Source organism: Acetivibrio saccincola, assembly GCF_002844395.1.
In the GTDB taxonomy this organism is placed as follows: Bacteria; Bacillota; Clostridia; order Acetivibrionales; family Acetivibrionaceae; genus Herbivorax; species Herbivorax saccincola.
Map to the genome: position 1 here is coordinate 2,176,008 of NZ_CP025197.1, position 24,449 is coordinate 2,200,456.

At 34.9% G+C, this 24,449-nt stretch carries 21 protein-coding genes and 1 pseudogene; 2 read left to right on the top strand and 20 right to left on the bottom strand.

Annotated elements, in window-relative coordinates:
* Window positions 1-11: 11 nt before the first annotated feature.
* The 5 genes from HVS_RS09745 to HVS_RS09765 form a co-directional block, all read right to left on the bottom strand.
* The gene (locus HVS_RS09745) at window positions 12-479 is read right to left on the bottom strand and encodes an arginine repressor (protein ID WP_101301768.1); all 468 of its coding nucleotides are present in this window, start codon (window positions 477-479) and stop codon (window positions 12-14) included.
* Complete coding sequence (locus HVS_RS09750; protein WP_101304211.1) at window positions 469-1,350, bottom strand: NAD(+)/NADH kinase; 882 nt, start codon at window positions 1,348-1,350, stop codon at window positions 469-471. Before HVS_RS09750 ends, HVS_RS09745 begins: the two co-directional genes overlap by 11 nt.
* A gap of 135 nt (window positions 1,351-1,485) precedes the next feature.
* Window positions 1,486-3,687: an anti-sigma-I factor RsgI family protein gene (locus HVS_RS09755; protein WP_101301770.1), complete on the bottom strand. Its 2,202-nt coding sequence runs from the start codon at window positions 3,685-3,687 to the stop codon at window positions 1,486-1,488.
* A 91-nt stretch (window positions 3,688-3,778) separates the two neighbouring features.
* Window positions 3,779-6,751 (bottom strand): dockerin type I domain-containing protein, encoded by a 2,973-nt coding sequence (locus tag HVS_RS09760; protein WP_101301772.1) that lies wholly within the window; start codon window positions 6,749-6,751, stop codon window positions 3,779-3,781.
* Window positions 6,752-6,794: 43 nt separating this feature from the next.
* On the bottom strand, window positions 6,795-7,571 hold the full coding sequence (locus tag HVS_RS09765) for a hypothetical protein (RefSeq protein WP_101301774.1): 777 nt from the start codon (window positions 7,569-7,571) through the stop codon (window positions 6,795-6,797).
* Window positions 7,572-7,805: 234 nt separating this feature from the next.
* Between HVS_RS09765 and HVS_RS09770 the strand changes: the two genes are divergently transcribed.
* Complete coding sequence (locus tag HVS_RS09770) at window positions 7,806-9,524, top strand: outer membrane protein assembly factor BamB family protein (protein ID WP_108593944.1); 1,719 nt, start codon at window positions 7,806-7,808, stop codon at window positions 9,522-9,524.
* A 76-nt stretch (window positions 9,525-9,600) separates the two neighbouring features.
* Here HVS_RS09770 and HVS_RS09775 read toward each other — a convergent pair whose 3' ends face one another.
* On the bottom strand, window positions 9,601-10,800 hold the full coding sequence (locus tag HVS_RS09775; RefSeq protein WP_423230882.1) for a glucuronyl esterase domain-containing protein: 1,200 nt from the start codon (window positions 10,798-10,800) through the stop codon (window positions 9,601-9,603).
* Window positions 10,790-11,203, bottom strand: a pseudogene (locus HVS_RS09780) (glycoside hydrolase family 11 protein); the annotation flags it as partial. The pseudogene HVS_RS09780 and the gene HVS_RS09775, both read right to left, overlap by 11 nt.
* Window positions 11,204-11,753: 550 nt before the next feature.
* Here HVS_RS09780 and HVS_RS09785 point away from each other — a divergent pair.
* The gene (locus tag HVS_RS09785) at window positions 11,754-12,122 is read left to right on the top strand and encodes a DUF4183 domain-containing protein (protein ID WP_101301785.1); all 369 of its coding nucleotides are present in this window, start codon (window positions 11,754-11,756) and stop codon (window positions 12,120-12,122) included.
* Between the two features lie 91 nt (window positions 12,123-12,213).
* On the opposite strand, the gene HVS_RS09790 is transcribed toward HVS_RS09785, so the two are convergent.
* The 13 genes from HVS_RS09790 to HVS_RS09850 all read right to left on the bottom strand — a co-directional run bounded on the left by HVS_RS09790 (window position 12,214) and on the right by HVS_RS09850 (window position 24,390).
* Complete coding sequence (locus HVS_RS09790) at window positions 12,214-13,491, bottom strand: glycosyltransferase (protein WP_101301787.1); 1,278 nt, start codon at window positions 13,489-13,491, stop codon at window positions 12,214-12,216.
* Window positions 13,492-13,508: 17 nt separating this feature from the next.
* Window positions 13,509-15,422, bottom strand: coding sequence for a motility associated factor glycosyltransferase family protein (locus HVS_RS09795; protein WP_101301789.1), 1,914 nt, complete (start codon window positions 15,420-15,422; stop codon window positions 13,509-13,511).
* The gene (locus HVS_RS09800) at window positions 15,419-15,697 is read right to left on the bottom strand and encodes a hypothetical protein (protein WP_101301791.1); all 279 of its coding nucleotides are present in this window, start codon (window positions 15,695-15,697) and stop codon (window positions 15,419-15,421) included. The genes HVS_RS09795 and HVS_RS09800 overlap by 4 nt, the downstream gene beginning before the upstream one ends.
* A gap of 33 nt (window positions 15,698-15,730) precedes the next feature.
* Window positions 15,731-15,994 carry a hypothetical protein gene (locus tag HVS_RS09805; protein ID WP_101301793.1) on the bottom strand — a complete coding sequence of 88 codons (264 nt, stop codon included), beginning with the start codon at window positions 15,992-15,994 and terminating at the stop codon, window positions 15,731-15,733.
* A gap of 47 nt (window positions 15,995-16,041) precedes the next feature.
* On the bottom strand, window positions 16,042-16,866 hold the full coding sequence (locus HVS_RS09810; RefSeq protein ID WP_202861500.1) for an SDR family oxidoreductase: 825 nt from the start codon (window positions 16,864-16,866) through the stop codon (window positions 16,042-16,044).
* A 35-nt stretch (window positions 16,867-16,901) separates the two neighbouring features.
* A complete protein-coding gene (locus HVS_RS09815) occupies window positions 16,902-17,624 on the bottom strand; it encodes an acylneuraminate cytidylyltransferase family protein (RefSeq protein ID WP_207654770.1) in 723 nt (240 codons plus the stop codon).
* Window positions 17,609-18,520, bottom strand: a complete 912-nt coding sequence (locus HVS_RS09820; protein ID WP_101301797.1) for a Gfo/Idh/MocA family protein — start codon at window positions 18,518-18,520, stop codon at window positions 17,609-17,611. The genes HVS_RS09815 and HVS_RS09820 overlap by 16 nt, the downstream gene beginning before the upstream one ends.
* A complete protein-coding gene (locus tag HVS_RS09825; RefSeq protein ID WP_101301800.1) occupies window positions 18,521-19,234 on the bottom strand; it encodes a nucleotidyltransferase family protein in 714 nt (237 codons plus the stop codon).
* 27 nt (window positions 19,235-19,261) lie between these two features.
* The gene (locus HVS_RS09830; protein ID WP_101301802.1) at window positions 19,262-19,882 is read right to left on the bottom strand and encodes an acetyltransferase; all 621 of its coding nucleotides are present in this window, start codon (window positions 19,880-19,882) and stop codon (window positions 19,262-19,264) included.
* Window positions 19,879-20,961: an N-acetylneuraminate synthase gene (gene neuB / locus HVS_RS09835; RefSeq protein WP_101301804.1), complete on the bottom strand. Its 1,083-nt coding sequence runs from the start codon at window positions 20,959-20,961 to the stop codon at window positions 19,879-19,881. Before neuB ends, HVS_RS09830 begins: the two co-directional genes overlap by 4 nt.
* A gap of 93 nt (window positions 20,962-21,054) precedes the next feature.
* A complete protein-coding gene (neuC, locus tag HVS_RS09840) occupies window positions 21,055-22,206 on the bottom strand; it encodes a UDP-N-acetylglucosamine 2-epimerase (protein ID WP_101301809.1) in 1,152 nt (383 codons plus the stop codon).
* Window positions 22,193-23,383: a LegC family aminotransferase gene (locus HVS_RS09845; RefSeq protein WP_101301811.1), complete on the bottom strand. Its 1,191-nt coding sequence runs from the start codon at window positions 23,381-23,383 to the stop codon at window positions 22,193-22,195. The genes neuC and HVS_RS09845 overlap by 14 nt, the downstream gene beginning before the upstream one ends.
* Window positions 23,380-24,390: an NAD-dependent 4,6-dehydratase LegB gene (locus HVS_RS09850; RefSeq protein WP_101301813.1), complete on the bottom strand. Its 1,011-nt coding sequence runs from the start codon at window positions 24,388-24,390 to the stop codon at window positions 23,380-23,382. Before HVS_RS09850 ends, HVS_RS09845 begins: the two co-directional genes overlap by 4 nt.
* Window positions 24,391-24,449: the final 59 nt, after the last annotated feature.

Genomic DNA, 24,449 nt, shown 5'->3' on the forward strand with positions numbered 1-24,449 from the left:
ACATCATCTTTTTATACATCATCTAAATTTGTTTTAGCAAGCCTTGTAAACCTGTCCACCAGTTCTTCTGCTATTTTTTCAGCCCGGCATACAATCATTATAGTATCATCACCTGCTATAGTCCCCACTATTTCCGTCCACCCTAGTGAATCAATGGCTGCTGCACAAGCCTGAGCCATTCCCGGAAGAGTTTTTACAACCACAATATTATTGGCATAATCGCTGGAAACATATGATTTGGAAAATATAGTTATCAGCCTGTCTGAATGTATATTACCTTCTTTTGAAATAGTTGCATATCTGTACCTGCCATCAGGTGTCAAAACTTTAATTAGTCTGAGTTCTTTTATGTCCCTGGATATAGTAGCCTGTGTAACGTCCATCCCGGCTTCTTTCAACCTGTCGGCTAATTCATCCTGGGTTTCTATAACTTCATTTTCTATAATTTCAAGAATTTTTGCCTGCCTGTTATACTTCATTACGCCTCATCTTCTCTCCTCTGTCATAAATTTTTCTTCTTAAAACTTCTAAAAAATGCCTTTTGTTTATCTTTATCATTTTAATACTTTTTGTTGACTCTTTTGTTATTATTAAATCCCCGCCTCTTATCTCATAACCAACCTGCCCGTCAACGGTAACCATTGCATTATGGTCACAATCTTCATCCACTATAATTTTAACTACTTTATCTTTAGTTGCTATATATGACCTTGAATAAAGAAGATGGGGGCAAATTGGCGTAATTATAATAAGCCCGGCATCAGGTTGAACAATTGGTCCCCCTGCCGAAAGAGTATATGCAGTTGAACCTGTAGGGGTAGATATTATCAAACCGTCCCCCGGAAACATATCCATAAAATTATCGTCCACGTATGTCCTAAGGTGCAAAATCCTGGACAAGGCACCCCTTGACACCACCACGTCATTTAAGGCAGTATCTTTTGCAATGACGTTATTATTCCTTATTATTTCAGTTTCTAAAAGCATTCTTTTTTCAATGCTGTAATCATTATTAACTAATTTTTTTACTGCTATATCAATTTCATTTTTATCTACATCGGCTAAAAAACCCAAATTGCCAAGATTAATTCCAACAATAGGTACATCCTTTTCTAATATCATCCTGGCAGCTTTTAAAAATGAACCATCTCCTCCTAAGCAGACAATAATGTCTGACATTTCAACCAACTCTACTTCACTGTAAGAGTTTCCTTTAAATCCTAATCTTTTTGCAGTTTTCTCACAAACAATGTATTTTGCTCCGTTTTTATTTATACTGTCTAAAAGGATTTTAGTATATTTCAAGCCTTCGTCTTTTTCAACGTTTACAAGAACACCAATATTCATAATGTAATACCTCATAACATTTTAAATTCATTAATTAATTATATATAATTAACTGGAAAAGTACAACGTTAATATTCATTATTAATTGAACTATTTTCCTTTTTAAACTGATTTATCAACAAAACTACTAAGTGTGCATTATTCAAGGTATAAGTAGTCTGTGTATAAATTAACCAATCCTTTTTCATTAGATGAAACATAAAATTCAATACCTATACTTTTTACATCGTCTAAATCAGGTACTTCTGTTAAATCCAACTTTAAAGTAGTGTTTTTATAAGTACTTATGTTTTTATAATCAGACATAAACCACTCCCAATTATTGCCTGTTCTTATAAAAATCCTTGCCTTTATTTTTCCTTCAAAAAGTTTAGACTTTTCTTCTTTTACCACTACACATAAAGTATTATAACCTGTAAAATCCAAATCACATATATTAAATAGTATTATTTTAGACTTATTCCAAACATTTACCCTGCTTCTTAAAGAATAATCCCCGGAAGCTGCCCAGTCTTTTGATACACTGAGATTAGGACCGTACCATTTATTCTCTCGCCCGTTTTCCCAATCCTCCAAAACCCTTATTGCCTTTTTAACCGTCTCTTGAGCAGGTGTTTTTCCTGGCACTTCTTTTAAATCCGGTATTGCCGTTTCCGGTAGCTGCCCCGGTTCCGGTGTTACTACCGGAATGCCTTGCCATTTCATTGATTTAGGCGTCCCTTCTGGTGCCTTTGGAGTATGTACCTCCTTTGGTGTAGCTTGCGGTGTAACTTGTGGTGTAGCTCGCGGCGTCTCTTGCTCCTGTGCTAATTTTGGTGTAGCCGTTGGAGTATTTTGCGTCTGCGTTGTTTTTTGTGTAGCTGTTGAAGTCTTTTGAGGCTGTGCTATTTTTGGTGTATACGTTGGCGTCTTATGCTGCTGTGTTGCTTTTGGTGTAGCTGTTATTTTTGGTGTATATGTTGGCATCTTTTGTAAGTTGTTTACCTTAGGTGTAGCTGAAGGTACGTTTTGATTTTCCCTTTTTCTTTGTGTTTCTGTTGGTACTCCAAAACTCTTTGATGATTTTTGTGTCACTGTCGGCGTCTTTGTACCATTTATTGATTTTGGCGTCACTGTCGGTGCTTTTGAATCTTTTGACGAATCTGATGTGGCTGTTGGCACTTTTATATCCTTTCTTGAGTTTTGTGTCACCGCAGGTGTTTTTAAGCCCTCTGTTGTTCTTTGTGTACTTGATGTTCTCTGCCGTCCTGATTTTTGCGTCTCTTTCTGCTCCTTTTCCTCCTGTGTCAATTGAAACTCCTCTTTCACTTCTTCCGGCCGTTGTATGATTTCTGTTGTCTCCTGCGGCATATCTTGGGGATGCTGAATTCCAGGAATCTCCTGGGGCTCCTCTAACTCCTGTCCTAATCTCAATGCTTCTTCTGATAAATCTTCAAGCGCAAATTCTCCTCCTGGCGTATCAAATTCAATTAAGGCATATGTTGCGTATTCATTATACATATTTACAACTTCCAATAATTCACGGACACTTTTTTCACGGACTGTATCAAGGGAAATATCCAACTCACTTTTTGCCTCCTGGTAAATTACATATTTTCCCATAGAAATTTGGTTTTCTAATGCTTTGTTTCTTATTTCTTCATCAACAATAAAAGCTTTAATTTTTATATTTTCTTCTTTTCCAAAAGTCTCGTTCAAGCTTTTCAATTCATCAAACAGCTTTTTTTCTTTTGCTTCATAATTCTTTTTGATACTATTTTTGTGGCTAAAGTTAGCTGCAACAAGAACCACTGTCTCTTGCTCAGGAGAACCTAATTTACCTCTATAATTATTTATGATTAATTCTAAACCATTTTTAAAAGAATCTTTTTTAATCTCTAAACCTTCTACAAAGTGTGCAGCATCCTCATTTAATAAATTTATACCCTCTATTCTTCCCCTACTGTCTACAATAAAAGAAAAACTAGGATTTATATCAACATCTATATATGCATATTCTTTTTTATTAAGGATTGCAAAAAAATGTGCAAAAATAAAAACCAGCAAAAAAGATGCGGAAATTGCAGCTACGCTAAAGAATTTATTTTGCTTTTTCTTTTCATAACTTGTTTCATTATTGGCGTGAAATTCCCTGTCTGCTTCCACTTGTGAATCAACTTCAAATTCACTTAAACTAACATGGTTATTAAAACTTTCTACTATGATATCTTCAGCATAGAATTGGATTTCTTCTCCTATTTTTACTTTTTTCCTCAATTTAATTCGTACAATTTCATAGTCTTTTGCCATAACAATGGCTTCATTACCCGTTATTCTCATTACTTTTCCGCTATACTTCATGCAGTCACCTTCTCATAATACAAAACTAAAAATTTATTATTTATAATAAATAAAATTTAATCACTAAAATATGACTCTTAATTCTACTCATTTAGAAACCATCAATGCTTCTAAGAATATAATTTTTTAAAATAAAATAATCACTGGAATTAATTTCTCCATCTCTGTTTACATCTGCAGCAAGCATTCCAACATCCTTTGGAAATACTGTAATAATACCTAAAACATATCTACGTATTAATGTATAATCAATAGAATCTATAAAACCATCCTGGTTTACATCCCCGTAATTCAAAAGGCTGTCAAGATTTATAACTTCTATTGCATCAGAAAGAGTATCCGGCACAATAAAGGAAATAATATTTTTAGTACCTCCTAAAACAAACATTTTATTTCCTGAAACATCCAGCCTGATCCCATTTCTGTTCATTAGCTTTATTTCACTATTATACCACTTATCAGTACCTGAGTGGTAGTACATGATTTTATTATTGTTATTATATCTTATAACTGCATATATTTTATCATTAAATGCCACAACATTCAAAGGACTATTGTGTTCCGGCAGGGGTGTTTTTTCCTTCCACTCTTTGGTTATTAGATTATAAGACATACTTGCATTATCGACACGGTAACCTCCCAAACCTTCCCCTATCCCACTCAATAATTCTCTTCCTTTTTTTCCTCCTATAAAATATATTTCTTCATTTAAAACCACCGTATGAAAATAACTCCAGTTAAAATCCTCTTCCAGTATTGTTATTACAGCATTATCAGCGGGATTATATTTTTGAATCCTGATTTTTTTATTGTCTTCTTCAGTGTCTTTTTCATTATCCTCTTCATTATCCTCTTCATTATCCTCTTTAGTATCTTCTTCTGATTCTTCATCTTTTTCAGATACCACTTCATTGTGTTCAATAATATAAATCTCATTGTTAAAAGCCACTATATTCCTGACATTTTCGCAATCAACACATCTTAAAAAAGACCAGGTATCCGTTATTGGATTATATTTTTCAATAATCCACTTTATTTCTACATTGTCTTTATAATCGTCTGTCCCATCATCTCCTGCATTTTCCCCTGCGTTATCTTTCGCCTCTTCCCCTACAACTTCTTCTGCGCTACCTTCCACATCTTCTCCTGCATCTTCTTCTGACTCATCCCTGTCATTGTATTCAATAACCTTTCTCATTAAATATATTTCCTCGTTAAGGCGGGTAACATGAAAAAGGCTTGCAGTTTCCCCGGGCAATTCAGTTTTAAATTCCCATGTATCTTCATCAGGATCATACTCATATACTGTGTTAATATAGCCTTGTTGAGGCTGATAACCTCCAACTGTATATATTTTGCCGTCTATTGACACTGTACGGAAATACCGTTCATAAAACGGCATAGCCCTGTTTAGGATACAGCCTGAAGATTTTAAACTGTCCTTTTCAACTTTTACAGGACCAAAAGTTACAGACTCATTATAAAACTTATAGGGGATATTTTCCTGATATACATATTCCTTTTCATTATGCAAATCTATAAATTTAAGCTCCTTTAATACACCATCATTTCCGGCACCCTCATCAATAATACTAAAATACCAATTTCCCACTTGGTTATCATACATTTCATACAAATGGGTAAGATCAAATACAAAGGTTGCATCACATTCATTTTCTGTACCATCAAAACCCATTTTATCTATAATAGTAAGGGAATATTTATTTATTGCATTGGGATCCCAAAATGACACAGGGTGATTTGTGTCTGAGTTTGAAAAGCCAAACATTACTTTAACGTTGTATCTGTTAGAAGTGCTCATGGTATATTCAACTAAAAATTTTGGTGTGTAGTCGGTCCTTGGAGTTATCCAGTAAGCATAATTATTGTACCTCCACACATACCGCCTATCCGGTACAGGAGGACAGTCTTCAACAGCCGAAACTTTATTTAAAGCATCATATGAAAGCCACACAAAACCTTGATTGGAGTACCATGTAAAGTCAGTATTGCTAAACTCCAGTACATCTTCCGTTCCCCACGAATTAGCAACCTTAAAAGCTCCCTTTTCACCTGAATCAACTTTACCATTGCCGTTTATATCAACCCATATATCATCATTATAACCCACCAAAGTCATAACATGACCGTCTACAGGCAAGCTAGATTTTCCACAGGCATATGCTATATACTCACCTTCAAAGGGGTCATCATAACCGGTGGAAGGGTCATTTCCGACGGTAGTAAATCTCCATCCTGTAATATTTGTCTCAAATACCAGAACATGTCCGTTGCTTAAAAGCTGCTTAATATCTGCCAGACTTTCACTATCAGGATTTTTTACCGGTGTATCCGGGTTATTATCATCCCAAACTTCCACGTATCCATAGTCCTCAATCCGGTAATTAAGGGCTTCCCTCCAAATCCTTGCATCTGTTGGCCATTCAAGATAATTCCTGGGGTCACTGTCATCACTTATGTATTCAAAATCACTCCACTTAGCCGCCCCTGAATCCATAAACAGCCTATAAGAATCAAGAACGGAAAAACTAGAGTTTCGTCCTGAATTTGTAAGATTAAAGGTCCATTTTGGAGAAAACTTTTTTGTGTTATCACTGTCATTTTTTACATCCCATCCATTTGCCTTGGCAATGGTGTATGTAAATTGATAATATGTAGTGTTAAAAGCGGCACAAGACCCTAAAGCACCTTGATCACCTATAGGCGGGAAATATTTCAAAAGACTGTTGTCCACATACCGGGGAAGTACATAATCTAAAGTCCCTGCACTAAAAGCAGAAACTGTACCCCTCATCTTTTTCTCTTCTTTCAGCCTCTCAATGGCTAAATCATTAGGAGCCACTTTTTCTATAGTTGGTACATTGTTTTTTATCCATTCATGGTCTTCTATTTCCATACCAACATAGCCGGAAACAAATTCACGCATACGGGATTTATTTCCATGAGTATCTGATGCGCTTAAAACAGTGGTTTTGCATTGCACAAAAACAAAAGTTAAAAGCACAAATAGTGATAAATATTTTTTTATATTTTTGTACAACATCTACCAGCACAACCCCCTAAACAAAAACGAGAGATTTATAAATTTAAATATCCTTTAAAATTATATCCTTCCCTAATTCAAACAAAAGCTTTACATCCATTTTCAAAGCCTCAGGAACCAACCATTCTCCGGCTCCAACAGGGTTATTTACATCCGGAATGGGGAATGCGGTATTAAAAATTTCAAATACTTCATACTCCAATTCTTCAAAATCCCTGTCACTTAGCTCTGCTTCTTTATCTAAGTTAAATAGTCTGATAAAATCATCCCTTCTTTTTTCATATATATCCATAAGTATTTTTTTTAATGTAACATGTATATAGTTTTCTGCTATACTTACAAGAAATGAAGAATGGTTATCAATATCCAAAAGTTCATCCTCATCATTTAAAGTTAATTCAAAATCACATAAAAAGTCCTCAAGATCCTCATATTTATCAAGGTCATAGCTTCCCTTATTCTCAATTTGATTATTACTGTCATTATATTCATACTTTTTTTCAAATAATACTATGCGTGCAAAATTTTCTGCCACATCTTTTATAAATAAATCCATATCTTCTTTTACTCTTTTTTTAAATTTAAAATATATCCATTCATAGTTTATAACTTTCTTTAATTTATTTTTTATATAATCTATATCTTTTTCTTCTAAAATACCCTTTAAATCATCTGTCCTTAAATACACCCTTATTATAAACATAGGGTTTTTGTCAATAAGTTCTGATATAACATCCCTTAATTCATAACTTTCAATTGTATTGTCTATTATTTTCTTTTGTATTTCATCAGGAAATTGCCTCAAAAGGCTGCTTCTCATATTGTAAAAACTCTCCCTTTAATTATTAATTTTTTTACATAAATAAACTAGACATAAATGTCCTTATATCCCTTAATATTATACCATATTTTTTTATAATAATCATTGATTCCACATTATCTTGACAAAAAAAAACTTTATTATATAATTATACATAATTATCGTAACTAAAATTTATAAATTTACATTGTATCCATAAATTAAAAAATCATTTACATGAACAGGAGTTTATACATGAGAGCCTCTAAAATAATCATAATCATTAATGTTATCATCCTTATTCTATGTATACCAGGCTTTATAGTTTTAAACAGTTATTTATCTAAAAAGAATTCAGGCACCAAGGAACCTGAAGCTACTTTTGTACCGGGTAATAATACCGAAGATAACACCCGCCTGCCTCAGGAAGATGAAATAAATGAAAATGAAGTTGAAGAAGAAGAGGAAAAGGAAGAAGAAATTCAAGTTGAGATTGTGCCGGAAGCCCTTCCTTCAAATTATAATTTTACATGGGATGTACTAAAGGACAATACAATACTTGAAAACTACAAAAGGAAGGATGAGGTTAAATTCCCCTCTTACAATAAATATAACGAAATTAAAGGTATTACAACTTTTAGGGGAAATAATTACAGAAACTCTGCAAGCTACGGATATGCAGATGTAACTGAAGAAAAACTTGAAAAAATATGGAATGTAAAAATAGGATATTTAGATTCTTGGACAGGTGTAGGCTGGAACGGCCAGCCGGCCATAGTTAACTGGGACGGAAATCTAAGAAAAAAAATGAACTTATACCAGGACAAAAAGAATAAAGACAATTTAAAAGAAGTTATATACGGTACTTTAGACGGCAAAATATACTTTTTAGACTTAGATGACGGCTCATACACCAGGGATCCAATAAATGTAGGTATACCTATAAAGGGAAGCGTAACAGTTGACCCCAGAGGTTACCCTCTTTTGTATTCAGGTCAGGGAATTGATGTAGTAAACGGTAAAAGAGTCAGTATAGGGTTTAGAATATTCAGTCTTATAGACCAAAAAATGTTGTATTTTATTAACGGTATAGACTCTACTTCCCATAGATTATGGGGTGCTTTTGATTCCACCCCCCTTATTCATAAAGAAACTGACACTTTATTTGAATGCGGCGAAAACGGTTTTCTATACTCCATAAAACTTAATACAAATTACGATATAGATAACGGTAAAATTTCCATTGAACCGGATGTTATAAAATACAGGTACACTTCCCCTGTAAACAGGCGTCTTGGGATAGAAAGCTCCATTGCCGCATATAAAAACTACGGTTATTTTGTAGATAACAGCGGCACTTTTACATGTATTGATTTAAATACCCTTACCCCTGTCTGGATAAGAAATGTAACTGATGACACCGACAGCACAGCTGCAATAGAGGACTTGGGCAGCGGCAATGTATTTATTTATACAGCAAATGAAGTGGATATACAAGGCCAGGGGGGATACAGTTACATCCGGAAAATTAATGCCCTGTCAGGGGAATTAATATGGGAAAAAAAATATAAATGCGCTTACAATCCTGATATTGCCGGCGGGGCTTTAGCTTCCCCTGTTATCGGTAAAAACAATATCAGCAATCTGGTTATATACACTCTGGCAAAGACAGATAACAAGCAAAATGGCGGTAAATTAATTGCCTTTAACAAGGAAACCGGTGAAGAAGTCTGGGTTTTAGACATGGACTTTTACTCCTGGAGTTCACCTGTGGATATTTATACCAAGGATGGAAAATGCTATATTATCCAGTGTGATTCCGGAGGAAATATGTTTTTGATAGAAGGTGCCACAGGCAAAGTTCTTGACCAAATACCCCTTTATGCAAATGTAGAAGGCTCCCCTGCCGTATATGAAGATATAATTGTAGTGGGCACCAGGGGACAACAAATATGGGGTATAAAGATAAAATAATAATTCTTAGTAAAAAAAGGAGCTGCTGCACTAATTACTTAGTACAGCAGCCTTTTTTATCTTATTTTCTCTTTAATTATCTCAATGTAGGTACTGACCAATCAGCCCATCTTGCCTTGTCAAATGAGAAGTTACCGTCTGTCTTGTTAACATTTGTATTAGCACTGTTATCTCCAAGTAAAAACTTTTGGATAAAGGCTCTTAACTCAGGTATCTGGGAATCAGGGAATGCACAGTGCATATGTCCTCCCACCTGTGAAAATCCCATATGGTCTTTTACACCAAGGGCTTCATATATCAAACGTGCAGCTTGGGAAGATGTATAGCAACTTAAATTACCCAGCCATTCCATTCCTGTATTTTCAATTACAAGAAGACCTCTGGGTGCACACATACCCAATATCATGTGCTGGTCTACCGGCAGCTTGTTTGTCTGGTTGACAAACTGTTCAATGGATTTAGACAGCCAAGGCTGCTCTGTAATAATATGTGACAATGTCTGAACATTCTGTCCTGAAGCTTTCTGGGCCTCTGCAACACGCCAGCTTGATGTTCCTCCACAACCGGACTCCTGTGGTATTGTAAGAGCAATTCTTTCATCAAAGGCACCTGCGGCAAGTGCGCCTTTACCATAACGGGATCCACCTGTTACAGCTATTCTTGCAGGATCGATGTTGGCACTTGGAGTTACTTCAAGGGCATCTATAAGACGGCTTGCAGCCCAGGCCCATGCCATTAATGCACCGGCTGAGTGATTGCTGCCATATAAGTCATAGAATTTTCCCCTGCCCCTTGTATGTGTACCGGACTGCTGTGCAATCTCGTCAACAGGTAAAGTAATCAGTGCAACTCCCATATCCCTTATTACACTTGTATTAAGGGTATTCATTCCCATCCCGATCATTGCAGGATAAGGAGCCGTGCCTTTACTTGGATACTGGATTGAACAATCAAAGGATATTGTTTTACCTTTATCTTTTACAGTTACAGTTATTCTGCCATTTCCATATGAACCTGTTACAGATTCCGGAGGATTAGGCTTTTCACCGTATATATATCTTTGTGCTAAAGCACTGATTTCTGCACGTCTTAGCGGCCAGTCATTTAAGCTTGTAACTTTTGAACCATTAATGAATGTAAATGGATCAGGCAGTTTTGGATTATTTTGTAGCTGTGAAAAAGACGGTACATTGATATTATCGGTAGGTACGCTTATTTCACCTGAACCTGTCGGTATTGGCGTATTTGATGGCGATGGTGATGGTGAAAGTTGCAGTACCTATAATGGAAGGCTGATTAACCCTTGTAGTTTCATAAATGTCGTATGTACCGCCGTCCACTGTAATCATACCTTTTGACTGTGCTCCCGGAGGACGCCAGTTTCCCCAGCTTTCAACGATATAGTACTCTACCAGTGGATCAACCGTCCAACCGTAAATACATAGATATGAATTTCCATTTGGACGGTAGTCAGCTGCGTATTCCACCACAATATTTCCAAGCTGCTGATGCGTCTTAGTTTGGTCAAATTTTCGGCCTTTGCGGAATAATATATTGTTTATATTACTCCATTGGCAACTAAATGCCCCGCCGTCTTTAAGAACCATAGTTCCTGTTCCTGAATCCCTCCAGAACTCGTAGTCATAGCCACCATGAGTCCCCATCTCATTGGAAGTAATTGTCCTTGCCTGTACCATTTGCGTTGGAAACACAAAGGTAGATAATGTAAGTGCAAATAACAGCAAAACAGCACAGACTTTTTTAATTTTAAACTTAATGAGCAATAATGCTAAAAATATCATGCTTAATTTAATTTTAATATGTAAATTGGAAATTGTACAATAATCTTTTATGAGACAAAACCCTGATTACATAAGGGTTTGGAGAAAAAAGAGATAATATTTAAAATAAAAAGATGGAATATTTATATAATATAATAAAATGCCAATATTTTTTAACAAAAAATTATAAAAAAACCCATGTATTCTATATGAAAGGTGGGAGAATACATGGGAATGTTTAGGGGAGTAAATTTATAATAAAACTATTATTGACTTGATTCACAATATATATCGTACCGGATTCAAAATAACATTAGCCCTTTTTTTTAATTTTCAAAAATTATTATCATACCCCTGCTAAAGTTTATGTAATCACAATAATAAAACTGGCAACATACTATAATATAGAAACCAATGTAATTTTAAATACAGAGAGGATGGTCTATATATGGCTACAACTTTATTTAAACTGGTAATGGATGCAACAACCACTACAGATACAAATCCTGAAGTGGAAAGATACTTTTACAAACTAGAAGAAGCCGACAGGGACAGTGGCATTATTACAATTCCATACGATAAATTTTTTGATGATGAAGGAAACTCACTAACTACAAACCTTACAACTGCGACACCAAACAACGGCTACTACCTTTTGTTTGTTAACGGTGTTTTACAGCAAACCAGCTTATTTACTGTAGGCTCTCAAGGCTCCAGCCTTGAAATAAGAAATGCATCTTCAGTTCCTGTTAGCGCGCCCATTACCCTTATTGTGAATAACTTTGCCCCTGTTTCAAATACTGTAATAACATCATAAATATATTAAAACAAAATTTATAAATTCTGAATTTAAATACAGATAGCTTCAGGTGCCTTCTAAACCTTAAGCTTTTTTTTTAATTCCCCTCCTATTCCCCCTTATTAAAATTATCCGTTAAAATTTTTGCTTTATCTTCACTTTCAAGCCAAAGTAAATCATCTTTAATCATATTCACAATTTGGTACTGGCTATGAGAAAGAGTTATATTTCCTGTTTTCTTTCCTGTTAAAACTTCATGAATCAGGTTGTACAAGGAGATTAAATTATCATCTGTTTTTTTTACGCTAATAAGAAGGCTTTTTGCTTCTTCCCACCTTTCACCGGCCCAAAGGCTCTCCACCCTTTGAAGCAGCATATAGTTATAATAAACACTGTCTTTGTTGATTAAATCTAGAATTTTTAGCGCCTCTTCTTCTTTTTTAAGCATTGTATAGCATATAAATTTAATGCTGTTTATCTGGTTCTCTAAATTTTTATATTTTTCAAAATGTTTTGTACATTCTAATGCTTCTTCATACTCCCGCTTTTCTAAAAAGATATTCATTACATTCATTATTATTTCTATGTTAAGAAAGTTCTTATAAAAAGGAAAAAGCTCCATGCCCTTTTCTAAAATTTTAAAAGCTTCCCTTTCCTCTTTTAAATTTACTAGACTTAAAATAAAGCATCTATATAAATGAGGAGCAAAAATTTCTTCAGGATTTGTATTTTTTTCTGATTTTCTAAAAAATTTGCTGCTTTCTTTATAAAGCTTTTTATTCATTAAATCAATTCCATAAACATACTGAATGTACCCGTCATTAGGGTTTTCATTAAGTTCCAGTTCAAGAAGATAATTTTCATCCTTCCTTATAGAATTTTTACTATTAATTTTTATGCCTGAATCTTTTACAAAATGCAAACCCTTATCTGTAATTCTTTCAAATACCCTGTGTTTATACCTGTATTCCCTTCTGTTTCTAAAAAGGCGTATTAATTCTGTCAGGGGTAATATTTTACCAGTATTATCAATATGTAAAAAATAACCTTCAACATTAGGATCCCTTAAAAGCTCATGTAGTTTTTCCTTATTTACTTTTTCCAGTTCTTCATACGGGTTAATAAAAAGTACCCACCTTCCCTTTGTTTTATCCAAACAAAAATTTTTAGCTTCCCCGTAGCTGTTATTCCATTTGGCTTTATAAACACTTATTTTAACGTCCTTTGGTATATCCATATTTTTAATTTCATCCGGAATTTCTCTATAGGGACATGTGTTTAAAATTATTATCTCGTCTGCAATATCTTTTACACTGTCTATACATTTTAAAATACAGCTTCTTACCTCACGCACCACAATGCACACACTTAAAAACATCTCATTCATACCAAAGCTTCTCCTTTTTACAGCTTTAAATCAATACCCTCTAAAAGCCTTGCAGCATCTTCAAAAGAAACCAGTACGCCCTGGCACACTACACCTAAATGGTGAAAAAAATCATACTGGAGTTTAAATATTTCTTTTGTTTTTTCTTTTGAATCAATAATTCCTAATTTATTCATAAGGTAGTAATACACAAATAAAACCTGCTGGCAAAAATACCTGGAAACTTCATCTTCTAAAAACATCTGATAAGCTTTTATATTCTTCTTATATGTCTCTTCTAAGGTAATTTTGTGATTTAAATATTCCTCATTATCACATATCCTAATCATTTCAATGCAGTCAAACTTCCCTTCAACTGCCCTCTTTTTTAATTTTATAAAAAGCTGTATATGACTTTTAACATCCTTTTTAAGTTTTTCTAATTTGTTTTTTCTTTGATAAATTAAAATATTCTTTTTGCTCTCATTTATTATTTCATAAGGCTTTATTTCTATTTTTTTACTGCAGTACTCATCAATAACATCTGAAAGTTTTTTACAAACGGTTCCTTTTATTTTTGCTCCTCCCTCTGTGGCATCTATTACTATTTTATTTGGGTTTAATTCTATTTTTTCCTCTAAACCTCTTTTAAAATCAATCCACAGCTGATTGGAAGGAACTTTTTCCCCGTAAACTCCTTCCACATAAATAACCCTTTTAGATTCCAATATCTTACGTGCCCTTTCCCCCTTTTCCTCTAAGTAAACAGAATCCTTACTATGAGTTACTCCTTTGTCCCCGTAAGAATAGTCCTGACCTACAAATACAATTGGATTTGCACCAAAAAGCACAGCCAGTTCAAATGCCATATGGGAAACATTAGCTCCTGCATCCAATGAGCTTTCGTCCCCAATATGACCGTTTAACCAGCTGCTTATTGCCTCTTTTTTTCTAAATACCGGGATTTTTGCTCCGGAAAAGGAAGGAAAAACATTTTTGTCAACAACCCCTAAAGCCAAAAGTACCATGTCCTCCTGATGCTTTACATTTTTAAAGTGGTATTCATAAGTGTATTTTGTCCTTTCTAAAACAGCCATTACATCTACTTTTATATTATTTTTTATTAAAGGTATCACCGAAGACTCTGCACATATAATAATGCCCTTATCTTGAATTCTTTTTAGCTGGCTTATATTTTTATCAAGGGACGGACCGTTTGCCACAATAAAGGCAGGAAAATCTTTAAAATATCCTTTGAGACAACTAAGATACGGGTTTTCCAGCACCATCTTTACGTTATGCATAAAATTGGTAAACCCTGTTAAATTGTCCTTGTGGTCATTTCCCACATAAAACACCATCAATGATATTTGAGAAAAAACATATTTGTGAATTTTTAAATACTTATCTTTAAAATTTCTTTTAGCACAGTGGGTAAATGCCAAAGAAGGATTTGTGCACATTGTAAGTATAATACTGTAAAATATTTCTTGTAAAACTTTTTTAAAATCCCTTTCTTCACCTATCAAAAAAACCACTCTTTGGTTTTTTATAAAAGGCTCTAAATCAAAATAATGAAGCATTGCCGAAAAAAGATAGATATTTTCTTCAAACACCAAAACCAGTGTATGAGGCTGCTTTCTTGACAGTACTTCAAAAAGGGGATATCCAAAACCCGTGCCGTATAAAAATATAGCACCCGCACCCTTTTCTTCTATTTCGTCATACCATCTCTTTGCTTCCTGTAGGGGCTTTTCACTGTTTATTTTAAAAACGTTCCCGTTATCATAGTACATGCAAAGGGGGTACCCTTCCTCATTATATCTTACATCAACCTTCTCCCAAAGCTTCTTTTTGTCTACCTTTAGTAAAATCTCTTGAAGGGGCGGCGGAAGCAGTTTTATATTTTTTTCAAAAAAAATTTCCCTCTCATTTTTTTTAGCTATAATCATAAGACATCCTCCAACTCAAGCTTAATAACAGGATACAGGGAAAATTCCAGTTCATCCGCTATGGATATAATGTCATTATTTTTAATGCTTAAATGAATTCTTTTTAAAATGGACATAATTGTGTCTCTTTTTTTTAAATAAACACATGCTTTTTCTAAAGTATCCATACTTTCTAAAAAACATTTAAGACCTTCACTGTCCCTTCCTCTTCTTAAAAAATCAATTGTTTTTTCTATTGATTTTTTAAATGCATCAATTTGTTTTCTATCTTCCATACATTTTAAGCCCCCTTTTAGAAAACCAATCCTTTAAAACATTAAATCTTTCCACCCGTCATGCTGGTAATTTTCAATATTTTTTATTGTATAAAAAACATTCCCCTGCATTCTTGCATCTAAAAAACTTACACATTCATCTTTTAGTTTAATGTCTTCTTTAGTCCAAATTATATTGTTTAAATTTTTCAGCTCATACTTTATTTCTTTTATTATTTCTTTTAGCTCTAAAATATCCAGCCTTTTTCTTAAAAGTTTTATAAGCTCACTTTGCAATTTTTTATAGGTTTCCTCCACTTTAAATTCCTTCCTTTCTTCCCCATGCTAAATAAACCAAAACCTTCTTACCAAATGCTAAATCCCCCGTCCACAACAATGCTTTGACCCGTAACATAGCTTGAAGCGTCTGATGCAAGATAAATTAAAGCTCCTACCATTTCATCAGGGTATCCCATTCTTCCTAGGGGAACTTTATGGGAGTAATTTTTTACAAAAATTTCATTTTGTCCGCTTTCATTTCCTCCTAAAATCAAAGTGTTAACCCTTATTTTTTTATTTCCCCAGTAGGCGGCCAAATACTTTGTAAGCCCTATAACCGCTGCTTTTGAAACGGTATATACAGCCGGGGTGTTTATATTTTTATTTAAATAAACAGCTCCTTTATAAATCCTCATATCCGGCGCCACCAGCCCGTATATTGATGAAGTCTGGATTATACTGCCGCCTCCTACCTTTGCCATATGCTGCCCCACTTTCTGAGCCACAAGAAACATGCCGTCAATATTTACAGACATAACATTTCTCCAGTTGTCTGGTGAGTACTCTTCAAAGGGTGCAAAAAAGCCTTCCAAATCATCTGTTTTAGTAGCAGCATTATTATGTAAAATATCTATTTTAGTGTATTCTTCTAAAACCCTTTCCACCATGTTATTTACATCTTCTTCCCTTGAAACATCGCATTTCATTCCCAAGGATTTTACTTTATATTTGTAAGAGAGTTCCTTTGAAAAATCTTTTGCCTTTTTTTCATCTAAATCAACCACCACTACATTTGCCCCAAATTCCGCAAGACCTTTGCAAAATTCCTTTCCTAAAAGACCTAAAGCCCCTGTGACAATGGCAGTTTTTCCTTCTAAACTAAATTTTCTCTTATAAAAATTTTCTTCCAATACCAAATCCCTCCTTTCCTGTTTAAAATAACGCCTCATTTATTTAATAACTCTCTTTTACTTAACAAAAATTCAACAAACAAAAAATCCAGTTCATCATCAATATCAACGGAGCGCTCCCTTGGCATAACGTATAAAAAAGTGTCTTTATTTAATAGAGTTGAACCACCTTTTAGTAAAAACTCCCTTTTCCATGCATAAACAGAGGCATTCAGCTGATAGCATATTGGGGCATCCTGACGCCTTTGTATTGGCTTTTTAATGGTTTTACAAAGCTTTAGCTCTCCCTTTTCATCCATTTCAACCATATTAAAATATGGAGAACAGTTTGGGTATGTTCCTGATACCACATTGGAAATGCTGCTTTTTTCAAGAATTTCTACAACATTTTTTATATCCGAAACATGCCTTAATGGGGAAGTTACATCTAAATCTACAATGATATCAAAGGTATACCCTTCCATCCTTTCAACTTCCAAAAGACAGTGTACTATTGCAGGAATTTTAGGGGAAGTATCTTCTGAAAGCTCTATAGGTCTTTTTATTAAACAGTCAGCCTTCCACCCCTTTGCCGTTTCTAAAATTTTTTCACAATCACTGCTTACCGCAATTTTGTCAAAAAGCCCGCTGTTTAAAGCACTTTCAATGCTGTAGGCTATGAGGGGTTTTCCTAAAAGGAGCCGGGTATTTTTATTTTCAAGTCCTTTCGACCCGGAACGTGCACAAATTGTACAAAGCCTCTTCACCTTTTTACCCACTCCTTTTTCTTTAATGCTTCTTTTGCATAAAAAACCATATCCAAAATGTTCATACCTTCCTCAAGTGTACACAAGCAATGGGTTTCCCCTTTTAAAACCGCCTTGTGCTGCATGTAATAGGTGTAGTCCCTGGTAATGTTGTATCTTATTACTTTTTTGTTTATTTGTATTTTTTGCCCTGTTAAATCTGCTATAATTGTCTTTTTATCTGTAATTACCGTTATTTCCCTTCTTCCGATTTTATCTAGATAATTTAAGTTTATTTGCACTACAGGACACTTTTCCGCTGCCATGGTGATACAAAAAACATCTTCACTGTCAATTTTTAAACTGCTGTATTTTCCCCCAATGGCGGTCATTTCACTCCAGTTGCCAAAAAGCCATGTACAATAGTCCAGTTCATGGCTTAAGTCAAGTAAAACTCCCCCGCCTTCATTTTTCTTTGCTGAATATGTAAAGGTGTAATCCCTTCCCACCCTCCAGTAAGGCAGGTACTGTCCTGCGTATGCCTTGGCAAACAACACTTTTTCATTTTTAATAATTCTGTAAAGCTTTTTAATTATAGGATTAAATCTCAAATTATATCCAACATAGACATTTTTAAAATTGTTTTGGGGCATATCATGTCTTTTTTCAAACAAGGGCTTTTCTACCATAACGGTACCATTAAAGGAGTTTTCTGAAAGCTCTTTTAATGTGTCATAGTGCTTTGCTGTTTCATTAGCAACTATTACATAATCAGGCCTTTCACTTTTTAAAGCGGTGCTTATGGAATTGTACGTTAAAGGGTACTCAATTTTTCTTCTGCTTACAACCGCCACTTTGCAATTTAATTTCTTTAATACATTTACATGCCTTTTTCCAATTGAACCATACCCCACAACAATACAATTCATTTAAAACACCTCATAAACATCCTTTTTTGCCTGGTAAAGACCTCCCTTTGTCCCAATATCTATCCAGTAATCATCCATTTCATATACAGCAATAAAGTCTCCGTTAAAAAGCATTTTTTTTATAAGTTCATTTAAATTATAGTAAGAATTTTTGGGTATATTGTTTATTGCCTCAGCTTCTAAAACGTATATTCCTGCATTAATTAAAGCTTTATGTACAGGTTTTTCTTCAAAGTCCAAAAGCCTTAACCCTTCTTTTTTCATTACGCCATAGGGTATTTTGACGCAGTAGCTTTTGCCCACAACCGTCATTTTTGCACAGTTTTTTTTATGAAAATCCATTAATTTATCATAGGAAAGGGTTGTAAGAACATCCCCGTTTATAACAATCAGCGGAAGATCATCTTTTAAGCTTATAAGGCTTAGAGAACCAGCAGTGCCCATCATCTTTTTCTCATGAATATAATTTATATTAATTCCCCATTTAGCACCGTCTTTAAAATAATTTTTTATTTGCTCCCCTTTGTAATTAATTGATATGTAAAAATTGTAAAATCCCTGTTTTATAAAGTTATTTAAAATTATTTCAAGTATAGGTTTATCACCAATTTTAAGCATTGATTTAGAACAATTGTCTGTAAGAGGTTTTAATCTTTTTCCCAATCCTCCTGCCATAATCACAACTAAATTATCTTTTTTTTTTAACTTATTCATTTTCTACCCCCGATTTAAATCAATTTGTTATTTTGCAGGAATCCCTTTTACCATTATATTTTCAGCAACATTTTTTGTTACTACCGCCCCTGCACCCACAACGGAATTTCTGCCGATTATTTTTTTATTGGCTAAATCCCCCTGCAGTACACATGCATTTGCACCAATAAAAGCCCCTTCGCAAACCTTAACGTTTCCTGATATGTTAGCCCCCGGGCAAATTGTTACAAAGTCTTCTATTATACAGTCATGGCCTACTGTAGAGTTGTAATAGTAAATCCCGAAGTTGCCGACTTTTACGCTGTTGGAGATTTTAACTCCCGCAAATATAACATTGCCCTTTTTCCTTTCCACCTCCTCCCTTTGCTTGTAGCCAAGCACTGCAAAAGGGTGTATGAGATTTATATATTCAATATCACTAAACTTTTCTTTTATTTTCTTACGTATCTTGGTATCCCCTATTCCAATAACAAATTTATAATTTTCCTTTGCAAGAAAATAAGTCTCTTTTTCATTTACTATTGGATAATCCCATATAAAGCCGTAAAATTTATTATCAATAAAAACTATATTTTCAAATTTTAAATTCACTACTATATCCAGTATTTCTTTTGCCAACCCCCCTGCGCCAAAAACGGCAATTTTCACTTTAAAATCACCTCATCTTTTTTATAATCCCTTGTTGCCCTCCTGCCTGTGATTTCCCATAATTTCATAGGTGATATGCCGTTTTGGGGTCTTTTCATGGTCAGGTTTTCATGTATGAAAAATTCCCCCTTTTTTATATCCCGTGCTGCAACAATGCTTTTTCTCATAAGCCTGATATTTTCTTCTTCCGACATGGCAGGTTTTTTATAGCTTTCCCCAATAGCACTTTCCACCTGGCGTATTTCTTTTACCATCCGGCAAAGCTCATGAGGCTCTAAGGAAATTTTGTGGTCAGGTCCCGGAAGGTTTTTGTCAAGGGTTATGTGTTTTTCTATAATTTTTGCACCTAAGGCAACAGCTGCCACCGCCACCGCCGTCCCTTCCGTATGGTCTGAATACCCTGTAACAACCCCAAAGCATCTTTTTAAAGTCTTTATTGCCTTTAAATTTATTTCATTAAAGGGGGGAGGATAACTGCTAATGCAGTGTAAAAGTGCAACGTTTTTTTCTAAGAGCTGCTGCCCTTCTTTTGAATAATAGGCTTTTTTAAAATCACTCCCGTGAAAAACAACATCACTGGATCTCTTTTTATACCCGAATGCGGCAACCCCGAGGGCATCTTCTATCTCTCCTAGTGTAGCCATACCCGTTGATATAATAAGTTTCCTGCCTGACATGGCAGCCTTTAGAATTAAAGGCGCATTTGTAATTTCACCGGATGGAATTTTTATTACCGGCAAATTTAATACTTCCACCAAAAAATTAAGACTTTCCAAATCAAAAGGGGAGGATATAAAATCAATTTTATTTTTTACTGCATACTCCTTTATTTCCAATTGTTCTTCTTTGCTTAATTCCAAACCCTTTAGCATTTCCAACTGGCTTTTACTTTTTTCCTTCCTTTGATAAAAAGCTTTATCTGCATAGGGCAAAACCATATGTTCTGCTATGTATGACTGAAATTTCACCCCATCCACCCCTGCACTTTTTGCCACATCAATAAGCTCTTTTGCCATGTTTACATCCCCGTTGTGATTAACCCCTGCCTCTGCTATAATATAAACTCTCTTTTTATCCATAAAAACCAACACCTTTATTTTAAAAATTTTTGTCAATATTTTAAAATTTTCAATATTCTAAAATATTTTATTATCCTTTTAAATTACAATTTCCTAAAAGTCATAAAAACGTTTTTTTAAAAGCGCTTTATATTCTTTAATTGATTTTATTACTTTCACTATTCTTTTAGAACTTTTTCCGTCCCCATAAGGATTTACAGTATCAGAGCAGTCCATTACAAATGCCTTTTTTATGGCTTTTAATATCTCACCTCTTTCAGGGGCACAGTTTATAACCGATGAAGCCATAAGTCTTCCCTTTTGCCTATCACCTATGTTTACCGTAGGCTTTTTAAAAGACGGCGCTTCATACAGCCCGCTTGAAGAATTCCCCACCACCGCATCCACATGTGTCATAACGCTTAAATATACTTTTCTCCCTAAAGAATGATAAATATAGGCATTGGGATGTTCTTTAACAAACTCTTCCACTAAGTTTATTATCTCCCGGCCTTCCGGGTCTGCATTGGATTTTGTAAATATAAGCCCGGTATTTTCACCTAAACCATCCAACGCATATAAAAGCTCCTTTACATTTTGACAGGAAGGTACACCGCTTAAAGTTTCCGGATGGTAAGTAATAAGCAAATTTTTTTCATGAAATTTTAAATTAAGTTCCTTTTCAAGGGCTTCTTTTGCCAAAAGCTTTGTATTTAAAATAACGTCTATCCCGGGACTTCCCACATTGTACACATTTTCTTTTTTTTCCCCCATCTGCACCACCCTCATGTAGGCTTTTTCATTGGTTACAAAATGCAGGTGGGACATCTTTGTTATGCTGTGCCTTATGCTTTCATCAAAAGCACCTTCAGTTGTATCCCCTCCCCCTATATGTGCAATGGGTATTTTAAATATTAATGCAGCCTGACACGCCGCCAGTATCTCAAACCGGTCACCTAGTACAACCAATAAATCAGGCTTTAATTCAGAGTATGCATCTGCAAACCCGATTAGCCCAAGCCCCATTGCCTTAACGGTTCCTACAGGGGTATCACTGGAAAGAAGCATTTCTATTTTTTTATCTATATAAAACCCGTCTTTTTCTATTTCCCTGAAAGTCAAACCAAACTCATGGGATAAGTGCATTCCCGTTGCAATCAGCTGTAAGTGCAAATCTTCATCTTCAGAAATAGCCTTAATTACAGGGTACAAAAGCCCGTATTCTGCCCTGGTGCCTGTAACAACACAAATTTTACTCTTTGACATAGCCTTCTCCTAAAAAAGTACTGCTTGGTATATTTATAATGGATTTTTCCAAATATTCTGATGTTTTTAAATCCATGGAAGGACAGTCCCTAAACATGGGAAGTTTATTTAAAAGCATCCAAGGAGGCCTTGTGCCTATTTTTTGGGAATTTGTTTTTACAAGAAGTAAATCCCTTATAAATGAATACTCTTCATTAAGTATAATTGTATTTAGCCAATAGTTGCTTTTTGCATATTCAGGCTCTTTAAAAAAACTTACACCTTCTAAATTTTCAAAAGCTTCCTGATACTTTTTTGCAAGTGCCCTTTTATTTTTTAGAAATTTTTCTATGTTTTCCAGCTGGGCACAGCCTAGTGCAGCATTAATATTGGGCATTCTGTAGTTATACCCTATACTATCGTGTATAAAAAACCATGGATGGGGGATTTTTGCAGTTTTTGTAATGTGTTTTGCAATTTTTGCCACCTCTAAACTATTGGTAACCACTGCTCCCCCTCCTCCGGTAGTTATAATTTTGTTCCCGTTAAAACTAAAGGCGGAGACTTTGCCAAAATTTCCCACATGTATATTTTTGTAATAGGAACCCAGCCCTTGTGCACAGTCTTCTATTAATTCCAAATTAAATTTTCTGCACACCTCCAAAAGGGCATCTAAATCCGCAGGATGTCCAAAGGTATGGACGGCTATAACAGCCCGGATAGGTCTTTGGGTTTTTTTATTGTAGCAAACATTCCCTTTCATATAGGCTGTATCTTTTAAGTAACTGCAGAGCTTATTTGCATCAACCCCAAGACTTTTATCATCACTGTCTATAAAATGGGGTACAGCCTTTAAATAGCATATTGCATTTGCCCCTGCCACAAATGTAAGTGCCGGTATAAGCACCTCATCTCCCTGCTTTACACCTGAAAGCAGCAACGATATATGTAAAGCTGCCGTCCCGTTGACAACAGCTACTGCGTGTTTAACTCCTGTAAACTCCGCTAAATTAGCCTCAAACCTGTCAACATATTCACCTGAAGAAGAAACCCAGCCTTCATCGATACAGGATTTAACGTATTTCCATTCATTTCCATTAAACCAGGGCTGGCTTAGGGCAATTGGTTTATTTTCATCGTGTTTTAAAACACTCTTTAAAGCAGAAATTACATTTGAAATAATTAAATCTTCCCTCATAGATTATACCTGTATGATTTATATAATTTTAAATTTTCCTTATTTGAAAACCAATTTACCGTCTCTTTCAGCCCTTTTCTAAACCCTTCTTTACCCCCATACAAAGGGGTAAAACCTAAAAGCTTTTTCGCTTTGGAAATATCTGCAACCAGCCGCTTTACCTCGCTTTTTGAAGGCCTTAAACGCTCCCTGTCCAGCTGAAATTCCACTTCTTTCCCCATAATTTCTGCAATCATTTTCCCGGTATCTCCTATGGAAATTTCATAGCCGCTTCCTATATTAACCACATCCCCCACGGCTTCATCGCACATTGCTACCTTAATAAACCCGCAAACAACATCCTTTACATAATTAAAATCCCTGGTGGGTTCTAAAGCTCCAAGCTTTATTTTTCTCTCCCCTTCTGCAATTTGCGTTATTATTGTGGGAATAACGGCTCTGGCTGACTGCCTTGGACCGTAAGTATTAAAAGGCCTTATTATGGAGACGGGAATATCAAAAGAATTATAAAAGGCCAGCGCCATCTGGTCTGCACCGGTTTTTGACGCAGCATAAGGAGACTGGCCTTTTAAAGGATGAGTTTCAGAAATAGGCACAATCTTGGCGGTGCCATAAACTTCACTGGTGGAAGTGTGGACAATCCGCTCGGTGTTAAGCTCCCTTGCCCCTTCTAAAATGTTCAAAAGTCCTCCTATATTTGTATCCATGTATAATTTCGGTGCTTTATATGAATACGGGACAGAAACCAACGCCGCCAAATTAAAAACAACCTGGCAGCCTTTCATTGCCCTTTTTACCAAATAAGAATCCCTTATATCTCCTTCAAATATCTCTAAACTTTTTTTTATTTCTTTTGGAAAATAATCAATCCATCCCCATGAATTAAATGAATTATAGTAGACAAATGCCCTGACATCATAGCCTTCTAAAACTAAGTTTTCAACCAGGTGAGACCCTATAAATCCATCTGCCCCTGTAACCAGTATTTTTTTATTTTTTAAATTCATTTTATCACTCCAAAACATTGCTATAATAAAATTTTATTTAAGAAAACCTTTTAATAGAA